General features: G+C 36.0%; 12 protein-coding genes and 2 tRNA genes. 5 read left to right on the plus strand and 9 right to left on the minus strand.

The window, feature by feature from the left end:
* From ABXH06_RS05370 to yejK, 4 genes are all read right to left on the minus strand, one after another.
* Window positions 1–840: a M23 family metallopeptidase gene (locus ABXH06_RS05370; RefSeq protein ID WP_353517542.1), complete on the minus strand. Its 840-nt coding sequence runs from the start codon at window positions 838–840 to the stop codon at window positions 1–3.
* On the minus strand, window positions 833–1,714 hold the full coding sequence (locus ABXH06_RS05375; protein ID WP_311575429.1) for a 6-carboxytetrahydropterin synthase: 882 nt from the start codon (window positions 1,712–1,714) through the stop codon (window positions 833–835). Before ABXH06_RS05375 ends, ABXH06_RS05370 begins: the two co-directional genes overlap by 8 nt.
* 9 nt (window positions 1,715–1,723) lie before the next feature.
* Window positions 1,724–2,755, minus strand: a complete 1,032-nt coding sequence (pyrC, locus tag ABXH06_RS05380) for a dihydroorotase (RefSeq protein WP_353517543.1) — start codon at window positions 2,753–2,755, stop codon at window positions 1,724–1,726.
* Window positions 2,756–2,866: 111 nt separating this feature from the next.
* On the minus strand, window positions 2,867–3,928 hold the full coding sequence (gene yejK, locus ABXH06_RS05385) for a nucleoid-associated protein YejK (RefSeq protein ID WP_353517544.1): 1,062 nt from the start codon (window positions 3,926–3,928) through the stop codon (window positions 2,867–2,869).
* A gap of 77 nt (window positions 3,929–4,005) precedes the next feature.
* On the opposite strand from yejK, the gene ABXH06_RS05390 reads away from it, so the two are divergent.
* The 3 genes from ABXH06_RS05390 (at window position 4,006) to ABXH06_RS05400 (ending at window position 6,185) form a co-directional block, all read left to right on the plus strand.
* Complete coding sequence (locus tag ABXH06_RS05390) at window positions 4,006–4,218, plus strand: YejL family protein (RefSeq protein ID WP_311575440.1); 213 nt, start codon at window positions 4,006–4,008, stop codon at window positions 4,216–4,218.
* An 83-nt stretch (window positions 4,219–4,301) separates the two neighbouring features.
* The gene (locus ABXH06_RS05395) at window positions 4,302–5,996 is read left to right on the plus strand and encodes a DUF3413 domain-containing protein (protein WP_353517545.1); all 1,695 of its coding nucleotides are present in this window, start codon (window positions 4,302–4,304) and stop codon (window positions 5,994–5,996) included.
* 112 nt (window positions 5,997–6,108) lie between these two features.
* Window positions 6,109–6,185: transfer RNA gene (locus ABXH06_RS05400), tRNA-Pro, on the plus strand.
* 4 nt (window positions 6,186–6,189) lie between these two features.
* On the opposite strand, the gene ABXH06_RS05405 is transcribed toward ABXH06_RS05400, so the two are convergent.
* The 5 genes from ABXH06_RS05405 to ABXH06_RS05425 all read right to left on the minus strand — a co-directional run bounded on the left by ABXH06_RS05405 (window position 6,190) and on the right by ABXH06_RS05425 (window position 9,434).
* On the minus strand, window positions 6,190–6,519 hold the full coding sequence (locus ABXH06_RS05405) for a YdeI/OmpD-associated family protein (protein ID WP_353517546.1): 330 nt from the start codon (window positions 6,517–6,519) through the stop codon (window positions 6,190–6,192).
* Between the two features lie 62 nt (window positions 6,520–6,581).
* Entirely contained in the window at window positions 6,582–6,881 is a 300-nt protein-coding gene (locus ABXH06_RS05410; RefSeq protein ID WP_353517547.1) for a hypothetical protein, read from the minus strand.
* 131 nt (window positions 6,882–7,012) lie between these two features.
* On the minus strand, window positions 7,013–8,269 hold the full coding sequence (locus ABXH06_RS05415) for a Y-family DNA polymerase (protein ID WP_353517548.1): 1,257 nt from the start codon (window positions 8,267–8,269) through the stop codon (window positions 7,013–7,015).
* Window positions 8,257–8,670, minus strand: coding sequence for a LexA family protein (locus ABXH06_RS05420; protein ID WP_353517549.1), 414 nt, complete (start codon window positions 8,668–8,670; stop codon window positions 8,257–8,259). The genes ABXH06_RS05415 and ABXH06_RS05420 overlap by 13 nt, the downstream gene beginning before the upstream one ends.
* Window positions 8,671–9,343: 673 nt before the next feature.
* Window positions 9,344–9,434: transfer RNA gene (locus tag ABXH06_RS05425), tRNA-Ser, on the minus strand.
* Window positions 9,435–9,706: 272 nt separating this feature from the next.
* On the opposite strand from ABXH06_RS05425, the gene ABXH06_RS05430 reads away from it, so the two are divergent.
* Together ABXH06_RS05430 and ABXH06_RS05435 are read left to right on the plus strand one after the other, a co-directional pair.
* The gene (locus tag ABXH06_RS05430) at window positions 9,707–11,944 is read left to right on the plus strand and encodes a TonB-dependent receptor (protein WP_353517550.1); all 2,238 of its coding nucleotides are present in this window, start codon (window positions 9,707–9,709) and stop codon (window positions 11,942–11,944) included.
* A 7-nt stretch (window positions 11,945–11,951) separates the two neighbouring features.
* On the plus strand, window positions 11,952–13,781 hold the full coding sequence (locus ABXH06_RS05435) for an ATP-binding protein (RefSeq protein WP_353517551.1): 1,830 nt from the start codon (window positions 11,952–11,954) through the stop codon (window positions 13,779–13,781).
* Window positions 13,782–13,805: the final 24 nt, after the last annotated feature.

Here is a 13,805-nt window from a genome sequence, read left to right on the forward strand (position 1 = left end):
TTATTTTAGTGGTTTTGCAGCTAAAACCAGTTTTGGATCTAAACGCATTTGATACCAATTAATGCGCCAATCTAAGTGTGGTCCTGTCGCTCTGCCACTAGCGCCTACAGCTGCAACAATATCACCTTGGGTAACGGTATCACCCACATTAACATATGCATCACTTAAATGAAGAAAGCTTGATGTGATGCCATGGCCGTGATCAATGATCATAGTGCCACCAGAGTAAAACATATCTGCAACATATAGTACAACAGTACCATCAGCCGGAGCTTTTACCGGATCGCCAGTTTTACCCGCATAATCTAAACCATAATGTGGGCTTTTCGGCACACCATTATAATAACGCTGACTACCGTAAACCCCCGTAATAGTCCCTTTTATCGGTGCAATAAACCCTTTTGCAAATGCGTCGTTTTCACTGAACTTAGCGCGAGCCGCTTTCACTTGGCTACTGTCTTTCTTTGCCCTAGCAATTGCCACAGGGTTTGGCTTCATAATCTTTTTAGCAATACCTTCAACGCGTTGTATATTATATTGACGTGGTTTAGGGGTAAGCATTCTAGTAAATGTTTTCCCTGTTACATCGGTAATTGTTAAGGTATGAGTTTGTTTATCATCACGGCTAAAACCAAAAACAAAATCGCCAGAAGCAGATACCGTTAGTTTTTTGTCATCAAGTTTGACTATATTATCAGCGTTTGTTTTACCTAAAACATAGCCTCCTTGTGCTATATTTCCTGATAATTCAAATGGCATATTATCGGCTTTTACAAGCGCACTATTAAAAATAATACTCGTAATAAAACATAAGTGAGCGAAGACGTTTTTTTTATGCACTGGCAATAGCTCCTTTCCCTACTCCTTCATAAGCAATAACTTTAATTGTTTGCGTTGGCTTAGGTTTATTGATTTGTCTGGCAATATAGTCCGCTAATAATTCAACGGTTGAATCACAATCTACCACTTCTAAAACCTTTTCATCCACCGCAATATCAAACCGCCCTTGAGGAGCTGTATATGAAAAATACTGATGAGCATCAGTCAATTTGTTTTTTGCTTGCTCCGATAATTGAATGTCAGCTTTAGCTACGCGATCATCTTCTGATGCAATATATATATCTTCCCAACGTTGGCACCAAAAAAGTTCGAGATCTGTTGATCGTTCATCATTAATATAAAAGTTAATTTTAGAGCGATGACCATGGGCGATTCGTTGACAATTACCATCGTGCAACTTTAAGCCATGCGTGTAATGATAATAATCACCAGCAATATTTTCAGGACGTAAGGTTAATGTTAACCCTTGCACATTAGTTGGTAACTCTTTCAAAATTATGTCAGTTAAATGTTCATTTACTGAAGTTATATTAATTTCTTCGGCAGCTATTTTTGCAAAAGCACATGTGGGTGACTGCAAGAAATAATCAGCGCGCTCTGTGTAAACATCAACAAATTCATGATCTACATTTTCTGTTGAGTTAGAACATTCAATCATTTTGTTATTTATCGGCAATAACAATTTATGATCAACGGCTTCGTCAATAATGGCTTTTATTTGCTTTTTCACTACCGCGAAATCTAATACCATGCTCATTTCATTCAATGAGCCATCGAGTAAAACATCAACAATCCAGCTTTCACCCACAATGCCTCGTTGAGGACAACAATAAGAAAAATCGATTACAGTTAAGTCATTTACAAAAAGTTGCATATTTTGTCCTTACTCTTTCACTTGCCAAGCAATCGTATCGTTTGCACGAATAGGCACCACAACGTCATCGCCAAAGTTAAGTGTTTCAGGAACGTGCCAACTCGTTTTTTCTAATGTGATTGTATCGTTATTAACGGGTAGATTATAAAATGCCGGGCCATGTAAACTGGCAAAACCTTCTAATTTATCTAACGCATTTTCTTGTTCAAATACTTCAGCATAAAGCTCTATCGCAGCATGTGCAGTATAAGCACCGGCACAACCACACGACGACTCTTTAGCATGTTTTGGATGTGGCGCAGAATCGGTACCTAAGAAAAACTTACTTGAGCCACTAGTTGCCGCTGCAATTAATGCCTGTTGGTGAATGTTGCGTTTAAGGATCGGCAAACAAAAATAGTGGGGGCGAATTCCGCCAACTAACATATGGTTTCGGTTATAAAGTAAATGATGCACCGTAATAGTCGCTGCTACATTTTCACCAGCCTGTTGAACAAATTCAACTGCATTTTTTGTGGTGATATGTTCTAAAACCACTTTTAAATTAGGGTAACTTGCCACTAACGGTTTTAAAATTGTGTCAATAAAAACCGCTTCACGGTCAAAAATATCGATATGATTATCGGTTACTTCGCCATGGATCAACAATGGCATATCTACTTCTTGCATTGCCGCTAATACTTGAGCAATGTTATCGATCGAAGTAACACCTGAAGACGAATTGGTTGTAGCACCCGCTGGGTATAATTTTGCTGCGTATACAATACCACTTGCTTTCGCCTGTTTTATATCTTCTGCCGTGGTGTTGTCAGTAAGGTATAACACCATTAATGGCTGAAATTGTGCCGCAGGTTTTTCTGCCATAATTCGTTGATGATAACGTTGCGCTAATTCTGCATTCGTTACTGGCGGAACAAGGTTTGGCATAACAATGGCACGACCAAAATATCGGCTAATATCTGCAACGGTAGTTTTTAAAGCATCACCATCGCGTAAATGTACATGCCAATCGTCTGGACGAGTTATCGTTAATGTTGTCATTTTTTACCCTATTTTCAATTATCTGTAATTCTGTTTGATTTTTGGTTTATTTCTTTGGTCAATTCAATGTGAAATGCTACACAATGAGCCTTTCAAGTAAAAGTGAACTATTTAGAATTCTTCATTTTGTTGATCTTGTTTATCTTGTGCTTGTAATAAACTCAATAATTGCTCTTTTAAATTTGGCGGCACTTTATAAATCGTAATACTTTCATTTGCAGCATTATAGATAACATCTTGTCCGAAATGGCTGCGCTCGAAACTTAAACTGATACCAGCACCAAAGCCGGAATATTTCGTGATTTTATTGACTACGGCTTGATCATGCGGAAAAGATTCTTCAATAGGATAAGACTGGTCTTGGCAAAACTGATAAAAATCTTGTTCACTGCCTTCTTCACCAATAACGTGTCCTAGCTCTTTAATTGATACATCTTGTGCCGATTCTTTTTGTTCTTTGCAATAGCTGAGTAATTCTTTTCGCGTTTTTTGCTTTTCTTGGGCATCTAGTTGATTAACCGCAACAAAATCTTCCACCGCTTGTACTAAGGTTTGAGTTTGCTCTTTTGCGTCTAAGCCTTCTTCACAGCCTAAAAATTCTAAAAAGAAATCCGATACTTTTCTACCTGCACGCCCTTTAATAAAAGAGATATATTTATTGCCGTTAGCATTTTGCTGATAATCAAATAAATCAATACGTGCCGCTAATTGCAGTCGTGACGTGTCTAAATGTTGATCCGCAGAAATATTTAATTCACCATCTACCGAGTAATGCTCTGAAATTGGAATAATAGCGGCAAGTAAATAACGACCTCCCATATATTCATAATGACAAACCACTAAATAGCCAGTTTCAGCCAGCTCATATTTTTCTAGTTCATTTTTTAATAAATTACCGGCTTGGCAACTAAAGTCATGAAACCCTTGCGCTTCTGACAGGTAACTTTCCATGATATCAACAAAGCGTGCTTTGTCACCTTCAGCTGGAATGGTAGCAAAATGGCCATAGGCTTTACTGCCTTTGCTGTTGTAAATACCGTGTAAGGCATCAACAAAGTTTTCTATTTTATGGGTAACTTCAACCGATTCAGGCCCTAAACGAAGCAAAACTTCGCCTGTTTCTTCTTTTTTCGATAAATAATGTAGTGCAATATTAGAAATAATTAAGCTCATAATTAAAGGTCAGTATTATATTGTTAACGCATTTGATAAACTTACGACAAATTATCCAATGCTATTTAGTAAATTATATGCCTATTGTATCTAAGTATTCGAACGAACGTGTAGAAAAAATTATCCAAGAGCTATTAAATGTTCTTGTTGCTGAAAAAGTAACGCCTGATCTTGCCTTAATGTGTTTAGGAAATACCATTACAGACATTATTCATAATGAAGTACCTGAAAACCAAAGAGCCGCGATGGTAGAAAATTTTACTAATGCGTTAAAACAGTCTATAAAGTAAAAAATTAATAAAACCAATATAATAGATAATTCAGTACCCTGCTATTGAATTAATAACAATATAAAAAGAGCACATACGTATCCATGGTTTCATTTGGTTCTACAACATATAGTAAACGGCTATTACCTTTAGTAAGTTGGAGCCATTGGTTTACGTTTTTTAATATTATTGCCTCAATTTTATTATCGTCTTTCTATTTATTTAACGAAGCGAGTCCTGAAACTTTATTAGGCAAAGTTTATTTAGTGATGACTTGGTTAAGTCATATGAGCTTTTTAACTTTTATTGGCTTTGTTTTACTTATATTTCCCCTAACGTTAATTTATCCTAAAACACGTTTTATCAGGGGCTCCGCCTCGGTAATATTTACCTTAGGGCTATTACTGCTTTTACTTGATGCTTTTATATATTCACGTTTAGGTTATCATTTAAACGCCTCGTCTAGCGATCAAATTATCGCGTTAATACAAACCCAAATAGCTGATAACAGTCGTGTTTTTTGGTTTGTTAGTGTTTTATTGTTTATCTCAATTCTTGTTTTTCAATTGGTGGTGAGCAATTACGCTTGGAAACATTTAAGACAATTACAAAAAACGGTGTTTGCTCGTTTTATTGTCATGGGATTAGTAACCGCGTTTTTTATCAGTCATTTATTACATATTTGGGCTGACGCTAACCTCAATTATGATATTTTAAGACAAGATACCATTTTGCCTTTATCTTATCCGTCGACAGCGAAAACGCTACTAACTAAATATGGCATGTTTGATAAAGAGGATTACATCGCCCGTAAAACGAGCCCTTTATCTTTTACTGATGTTTTACCTACTTATCCTGAATTAAACCAACAATGTGCCTCGATTAAACAGGTAAATCAATCAGCTATTTTAGTGTTAACCGATCGGTTATTAGATAATCAGCAAATTAGTCAGTTTGCGCGACGTGCAACAAGTAAAAAGCTAAAATTAACCAACCATATTGACAACGCGTTACCAAAAGATGCTTGGTTCAATCTCTTATATAGCTTGCCTTCTATCTATAAACAAGGCGTTATTGAGCAAGATAAAAAACCGTTACTTTTTTCTGCTTTATCAGCCAATAATTTAACGACTTCTTTAACCGTTATCGATGAGTTGAAAGATGTTTCGTCTGATTTACCTGGTTCTTTGTTGAACTACAAACCGCTTTTTGATGAGGTTAGTCATTTAAAAGATATTTCGAGCTTAGTGTTAAGCCAACGCCTCAATAATTTGACCCATGGCTTACATGTTTTTTATTTTACGGCTTCAGATCATTATCAATATGAATTGTTTATCGATGCCCTATTACTTTCTCAAAAAAATAAAACAGAAAAAGACATTGTTTGGATTAGCTCTGTTGGCAATAAAACTGAGGAAACTAGTTTAACCATTAAGCCCGCTTTGTTTATTTTACCTGATGAAAGAGAACAAGAAATTCATCATTTAACCAGTCATATGGATATACAACCGACGTTAATGCAGCATTGGTTAGCATGTGATATTTCATCTAGTTCATACAGTTCAGGTAAAGATATGGTTAAAGTGAATAATGACCGTGTGATCGCCAATACTATGGATAACGGCATGATAGTTTTTAATAAAGATAAGTCTGTTTTTATCGACCAAAATGGTAACTTTCAAAGTTATTCTCGAGAATTAGAATCTCCGATCACAGTCAGTGCTGATTTTCCTTTAATGATTGATGGCGTTCATTTTATTAAAAGTTTCGCTCAACAACAAAAAGTGACGAATAAATAAGCTAACAGCTTAATCGCTATAGTTTTTTCTTTGCATTAACGGGCGAATTCATTATCATACATGCGGTAAACTGATTATCCCTCCTCAAGTTTACCTTACTCAATAAATAATTCGGGGTGTAGCGCAGCTTGGTAGCGCGTGCGTCTGGGGGACGTGAGGTCGCAAGTTCGAATCTTGCCACTCCGACCATCTTTTATGTCTCCATACGTCCTTTTACGTTTTTATGTCTTTTTTTGTCAAGCAACACATCTTGTTGCCATTTACTTGGTGCTTTATCTGTTCGATGAATACAACCTGGCCAGCAACAAGGACGTTTCTTACCGTTCGTTAAATCATCTATGGTTCGATACACTCGCTTAATTCTGGTTTTTTCTTGTTTAGCATCTTCAATCCAACAAATAAACTCATTACGGCCAATTGGAGTTAAGCTTTCCCATTGATTAATCATTTCTTTTTCAATCAATAATTCAGCAAGAACCGCCGGTATTTTATGGAACAGACCATTTGAAAGTGTGTGATTCATGAGCAAAAACCTCCTTTATTTAGCATATCCTTTACCAGCTTAACTTTTTCGATAACTCAAGATTAATATTCGTTAATCGGCCAATAATCTTGATAGCCGGCAAGATATTCGACTGTTTTTGGACTTGGCGCTAAACATCGTGTTGCATTCGCTAACATCAATATTTCTTGAAAATTTGCAGTGATAAATAATTCAATATGGCAATGTAAGCCTTGTGATAGATATTGATAACCCGCCCACATATTTTTTGGCTCACCACAGGTATGATGTATTTTTATTAACTCATCTTTAAGGGTTTCAAGTGTTACTTGAGCTATATTGGCATCACCTAAATCTTTACAAAACCAAGTAGTGTTCGCCATAAAATAAACTCCTTTTATTTTTACTCAAGCAAACAGTATAGCGTTATATCGAGTTATTCAATACATTAGCAAATAGGCTTTTGTTAAGTCCATTGAATCACTTATCAAATATTGTGGATTGAATAATCTTGTTAACAACGTATTTTCGGGATGTCACGCCAGTTTGTGGTGTATTGAGGACTAAGAAATTGACGTTTCATATTCCACTTTTCGGTTTGTCCGGCACTGGCAATATTGATCGCCCCTGCTCCATAACGTTTATTAATGGTATCGAAGCACTGCATTAAAGCCGGATCACTTTTTTCAACGCTAAAAAGATCTCCTTGTTTAAATTGATCACTTGCCAGTTCAATAGCCCCCACTCCACACCGATAAAAATTAACGCCCGCCTGATATATTTGTGGTAACACCAATGAAACAATATTCGCTAAATAACTCGCACTATTGCTCGGAACAACCAGTGAATAAACAATGGCTTGCTTATAGTAATAATCATCATGTGGAGACGTTGAAGCAAACACCATTAACTTCTTAACCTGTGACGATTGCTGGCGTAGTTTTTTTGCCACAATACTGGCATGACTACACAATGCCGCTTTTAATACATGATAATCGCTAATGCGTTCACCAAAACTTCGTGTTGAAAATATCTCTTTTTTCGGCTCTTTAACCTCATCCCAAGTCAAACAACTGATGCCATTTAGTTCATTGACGGTCCGCTCAGACATAACACTAAATTGTTGACGAATATCTTTAGGATTTTGTTGGGCTAAATCAAAAGCACTATAAATATGTTGTGCGGCAAGCCTTTTACTAATGCGGCTTCCCACGCCCCACACTTCCGATGTTTGCATTCGCTGTAAAATTGGTGCTGCGCTATTAATATCATCAATTACAGCAACACCATCAAAACCATCCAGCTTTTTTGAGGCATGATTTGCTGCTTTGGCTAACGTTGCGGTAATGCCAAAACCAACGCCCACAGGTAAACGTATCTCTTTCCAGATGGCTTTTCTAATTTGGTGACCGTAGTCATACCAATTATCAATAACCTGATGAAAACGATCAAAATATAAAAAGGCTTCATCAATCGAATAAACATGTTGGTTATCACAATAACGAGCAATAATTGTCATCATGCGCTCTGATAAATCGGCATATAGCTCATAATTCGAAGAACGAATAACAACACCGTGTTTGTGTAATAAGTCTTTAATTTGAAAATAAGGCGTAAATTTAGGGATGCCTAATTTTTTAGCGATAGGACAAGCAGCACAAATACATCCATCGTTATTGGTTAATACCACCACAGGCTTATTACGGATACTAGGATCAAAAACCTTTTCAACAGAAGCATAAAACGAAGTGGCATCAACTAAGCAATACATGCTGAAAATTCTGGCACTTGATGATGTAAACGAATAGAACGAGTAACAACGCCTTCTAATTGAAAGTCATCTTCTGGTGTAATCATAACTGGCTGATGATGCTTGGACGCAGAAAGCAACCTAGCTTGTTGTTTATCAATTAATTTACAGACAAAGCAACCGTTAAAATTAGCCACAATAATGTCACCATTTCTTACGGTTAAAGATCTATCTACAATCAATAAATCACCATCAAAAATACCGACACCTTTCATTGAACCGCCTGATGCTTGGCCAATAAAAGTAGCATTGGGGTGTCGTATCAGTAATTGATCTAACGACAAACCTAATTCTTTATATTCTGCTGCAGGTGATTCAAAACCTGAAATTCCTGCTTCTATATATATCGGAATAACTTTCATAACGCTCACAAAATAACTGTATATAATTACAGTATACTTATCTATTGAAAATTAGAAAAGCTAAAAATATATATTTAACTGTTTGAGTTAAGATGTAGCGCTACAAACCCTTTTATTAAATTTATCATTGAAACCTGAAAAGCAAAAAGCCCGTCACTATCGTAACGGGCTTTTCTAAATATGGCGGTGAGATAGAGATTTGAACTCTACTCGAAGGTATTACGCTACAAACCCTAAAATTTATCTAACAAATTAAAGACGAAAAAAAACCGCTAACTTTTCAATTAGCGGTTTTTTAGAATATGGCGGTGAAATAGAGATTTGAACTCTACTCGAAGGTATTGCGCTACAAACCCTTATCTTGATTTTATCGTTGTAACTTAAAAAGCAAAAAGCCCGTCACTATCGTGACGGGCTTTTCTAAATATGGCGGTGAGCTAGAGCTTTGAACTCTACTCGAAGGTATTACGCTACAAACCCTAAAATTTATCTAACAAATTAAAGACGAAAAAAAACCGCTAACTTTTCAATTAGCGGTTTTTTAGAATATGGCGGTGAAATAGAGATTTGAACTCTACTCGAAGGTATTGCGCTACAAACCCTTATCTTGATTTTATCGTTGTAACTTAAAAAGCAAAAAGCCCGTCACTATCGTGACGGGCTTTTCTAAATATGGCGGTGAGATAGAGATTTGAACTCTAGAAGGGCTACAAACCCTTGCCGGTTTTCAAGACCGGTGCTTTCGACCACTCAGCCATCTCACCTGTGTGTTGCTTCGTTAAAAGCGGTGCGAATAGTAAAGACTACCAATATATTTGTAAAGGGTTATTTGAAAAAAATCTGTATTTTATTAAGAAAATATCAAGAATAAGCTTTCTCCCTTTCAATAAAAGCAATTGGTTAGTCAAAATGGTTGTTTAAACAAGACACTAAGATAAGTGACAAGAATAATAAATTATGGTTAAAAGTGCATAAAACTTTATGGTTGTGCTATGTTTTTATTAATAAAATATAATTTTTTAAAAGTTTCCTTCCTATGATAATTAAATTACCTACATTTATTGCTTGTAGTTTATGTAGTACCACTGTCTTTGCCCAAGAAAATTTTTTAGAAATAATAGAAGTTACCTCACAATTTAAAAAAGAAAACGTGCAGAAAGTCGCCATTTCAACCTCGGTAATAAATTATGAGCAATTTATCGAGCAAGATATCAACAATGCTACCGACCTCGCGAACATAACCCCCGGCATGTCATTTACTTCATTTGCACCTGGACAAGGAAATATGTCAATTCGAGGAATTCTCTCAAGTGAAGATGGCGCAGGAATGGATAGCTCTGTAGCGATATTTATTGATGGTTTATATCAAGGGCGAATGGCTCATTTAAATACTGAACTATACGAAATAGAACGTATTGAAGTGTTAAGAGGTCCGCAAGGTACAGTTTTTGGTAGAAATGCCATTGGCGGTGCCATTAATATCATTACTAAAAAGCCCGAAGATGAGTTTGCAGCCAATGTTTCAACGACGGTCGGTAGTTATAATACCTTACGATATAACGGCACGATTACAGGCCCCATCAATGAATATATGCAAGGTAAGATCAGTTTTAGTCATCGAGAGCACGACGGCTTTACCGAAAACATATTACTGAATGAAGAAAATCAAAATGAAGATAGCGACATTTTTCGAGCTCAGTTATCAATAAATGAAGCAAATTATCAATGGTATTTTTCTTATGAGAAAAGTACCGATGATCAAAATGATATGGGGCGAACCCCCATTGTAAATGGCAATTTTGACTATGTTAGTACTTGGCAAGCTTTGGGAGGAAAACCGTATTCTGCAACCTCTCCTATCTCTGGGTTTTCATTACGAGAAAGCGAAAGTATTACGATTCAAAATGACATTGAACTGGCTAATGGCAAAATAACGACAATTGTCGGATGGCGAGACAACTTATCTGACTGGGAAATGGCCAGTGTTGGCGCTCCTTTAGCGGGTAATTATGATCTCAATAATGGCATATTAGGTGCTGATGTTAATGATGATATTTATGAAAACGTTAAACAATATTCCATCGAATCACGTTGGTTAACTCAAATAAATCCTTCGTTAGATTTTACGCTTGGGCTCTTTTATTTACAGGAGAAAACCGACAGACTCGAACAATATAAACTCGATTTTAATTCCCTTGATACTGGGCAAAAAACCTTAGGGAATGAATTATCAAGTCAAAAAAATAAAACTCAAAGCGCTGCAATATATGCACAAACGCAATGGCAGTTTATGCCGCAGTGGCAGCTGATATTGGGTGGCCGATACAGCCACGACAAAAAAAATGCTGAATTTCTCACTATCAATTGTGGTCATCAAGACAACACGCTCGCCATTAATAGCCCATACTGTAGTTCAGGCCAAGGCAGCTTAAACATTTTACAAGAAACCTTTAATACCAAAGTAGATAAAACATGGTCAGATTTTTCACCTAAGTTGGCTATTCAATATTCACCAAACAAAAACATGATGACTTATGCGAGTATTTCTAAAGGCTATAAATCAGGTGGCTTTCCTGGCTCACCCGGGCTTGAGAATATTTCGTTGCAATCGGTTGATCCGGAAAAAGCGATAAGTTACGAATTAGGCATAAAATCAGATTGGTTAAAACAAAGGTTACGTGTGAATAGCAGTGCTTTTTATACCGATTATAAAAACTTACAAGTTACTTGGTTTGGTCCTTCAACGTTAAATCCCAGTTTTGGTAGTTTTGTTTCTACCAATATTGATAAATCAAAGATCACTGGGGCAGATATTGACGTACAATACGTAGTAAATGACTTTGTGTCGTTATCAGGAAATTACGGATACTTAGAGACAAAAGTAAATGATTTTATTATCCCAACTTTTAATGGTGAATTAGATTTAAGTGGCTCTTCACTGCGCCAGTCGCCAAAACATAAAGCCTTTATTTCAGCTGATATAGACTATCCTCTTGCTGATGCAAGCCGCCTATTATTCAATATCACTTACCAATACACAGATGAGCAACTTGGCGATTATCTTAATCAGCAAGTGGTTATGCCGAAAACTAACTTAACAAATGCTCGGTTAACTTGGCGGTCAGAAGATGAAAAGTATCAATGGACATTGTGGGCTGAAAACTTAAGTGATCAACAATATATTGCCCATAGTTATGTATTGGGTCCGGGAATAATAGGTGTTTGGGGAAGCCCAAGAACTGTTGGATTAACTTTTAGCATAAAGTTTGAGTAACACGATTATGGAACTATCTGTCATTATTAATATTGTAGGGATCACCGCTTATTCTTTATTAGCGATATTTTTTCTTTGGGTTATGTTAGTCCCGAATATACTATCTCGAACTTTTTTTTGGTTAATTTCAGTTCTTGCAATTCTTTTCGGTAGATTAAATTTATATTTTTTACCTGAATATCTTGCTCAACAAGAAATACAAACAATTTACATGTTCTTGTTAATAGTAGAAAAAGTGTTCTTAGTGTTGGGGTTATACTATTTTTTCAATAAAAGAATTTCTGTTAACTATTATGTAAAAGTTTTCTCATTCGCGATAACAGCGTTTGTTTTAATTATTGGTCTCAAATATGGTGCGGATGCTTCATTTATTGCAATGATAGTATTTTCAACTTGCCAAGCCTTTTTCTTACTGTATATCATGAAAATGCTGTATCACAAGAAAAAGCACATGTATTTAAATCAGCCTTTCTTTATTTTATCTCTATTTGTCTTTTACGCCATACATTGGTTAACGTACCCCATAGCATTAAATTATCCACTTTGGCTGACATACGGCTACTTATTTGGCAACGTATTGAATTTAATCATCTACCTTTACTTAGCTTATCTAGTGTTAGAACGTTTTCAATATAGAATGCTAAAGGCAGAAACATCAGCACTTGAGCTATTAGATGAGGCGAAAAAGGCAAATAGAACAAAAAGTGAATTTTTAGCTAATATGAGTCATGAAATAAGAACTCCCATTAATGGTGTCATGGGCATGCTTGAATTATTGCAAGATGCTGAGATGAAAACTGAGTATAAAGAAAAAATAAATATTGCGTTTACCTCAAGTAAAATTCTCCTTGATGTAGTAAATGAGGTTTTAGATTATTCAAAAATAGAAGCCGGAAAATTATCCTTAGAATACATAGAATTTGACCTGATCAATTTATTTACAGAGGTTTTTCATACCATGGAAAACCTAGCAAATAATAAAGCATTATCACTTACTTTAGACACTGACCTTATAATAAGTCGGCATGTAAAATCTGACCCACTTCGAATTAAACAAATTCTCTTTAATCTGATTGGTAATGCCATTAAATTTACCGAAGAAGGTGAAATCATTGTCAAAGCGAAACAAGTACATAAAGCTAATGTCGATTATTTAGTGTGTTCGATTATTGATACAGGTGTTGGAATTGATGAAGATAAATTAGCCACGGTATTTGAATCATTTCAACAAGCCGATAGTTCTACAACCCGTAATTTTGGAGGTAGTGGCCTAGGGCTTTCAATCTCAAAACAATTAAGTCAATTATTAAAAGGCGATATCACGGTTGAAAGTGTCGAAAACCAAGGCAGTATGTTTACCGTTACTATTCCTCTAGAAATCATTGAGGATTTTACTTTTGAAAGTACAGAACTTGATACAACTGACATACCTAAATGGCAAGAGAATACTAAAATATTATTGGTAGAAGATAATCGCATCAATCAAGTAGTTGCGATTCAATTACTGAAAAGCTTTAACTTAGTATGCGACGTCGCTGAAAATGGCGCCATCGCAATAGCTAAACTTAAATTATCATTAAGAATTGATACCCCCTACACTTGCATATTGATGGACTGCCAAATGCCCACCTTAGACGGTTATGAAACAACAAAACGGATCAGATCGGGTGAATGCGGTGGTTTATATAAAAAGGTACCTATTATCGCCATGACCGCCAATGCTATGACAGGTGATCGCGAAAAATGTTTAGCTACAGGTATGAATGATTTTATTTCAAAACCCATTGAACGAGAAGTCATGTCTAAAGTGTTAAAAAGCTGGATATCAGAAAAGTAAAACACTATGAGAGTAAAGGTGTTT

Origin of the sequence: Thalassotalea sp. SU-HH00458, from assembly GCF_040362795.1 — a bacterium.
In the GTDB taxonomy this organism is placed as follows: Bacteria; Pseudomonadota; Gammaproteobacteria; order Enterobacterales; family Alteromonadaceae; genus Thalassotalea_H; species Thalassotalea_H castellviae.

Coding starts and splice junctions, on each gene's coding strand:
- ABXH06_RS05375 (WP_311575429.1), bottom strand. CDS start 1,714: ATGCAACTTTTTGTAAATGACTTAACTGTAATCGATTTTTCTTATTGT.
- pyrC (WP_353517543.1), bottom strand. CDS start 2,755: ATGACAACATTAACGATAACTCGTCCAGACGATTGGCATGTACATTTA.
- yejK (WP_353517544.1), bottom strand. CDS start 3,928: ATGAGCTTAATTATTTCTAATATTGCACTACATTATTTATCGAAAAAA.
- ABXH06_RS05390 (WP_311575440.1), top strand. CDS start 4,006: ATGCCTATTGTATCTAAGTATTCGAACGAACGTGTAGAAAAAATTATC.
- ABXH06_RS05395 (WP_353517545.1), top strand. CDS start 4,302: ATGGTTTCATTTGGTTCTACAACATATAGTAAACGGCTATTACCTTTA.
- ABXH06_RS05405 (WP_353517546.1), bottom strand. CDS start 6,519: ATGAATCACACACTTTCAAATGGTCTGTTCCATAAAATACCGGCGGTT.
- ABXH06_RS05410 (WP_353517547.1), bottom strand. CDS start 6,881: ATGGCGAACACTACTTGGTTTTGTAAAGATTTAGGTGATGCCAATATA.
- ABXH06_RS05415 (WP_353517548.1), bottom strand. CDS start 8,269: ATGTATTGCTTAGTTGATGCCACTTCGTTTTATGCTTCTGTTGAAAAG.
- ABXH06_RS05420 (WP_353517549.1), bottom strand. CDS start 8,670: ATGAAAGTTATTCCGATATATATAGAAGCAGGAATTTCAGGTTTTGAA.
- ABXH06_RS05430 (WP_353517550.1), top strand. CDS start 9,707: ATGATAATTAAATTACCTACATTTATTGCTTGTAGTTTATGTAGTACC.
- ABXH06_RS05435 (WP_353517551.1), top strand. CDS start 11,952: ATGGAACTATCTGTCATTATTAATATTGTAGGGATCACCGCTTATTCT.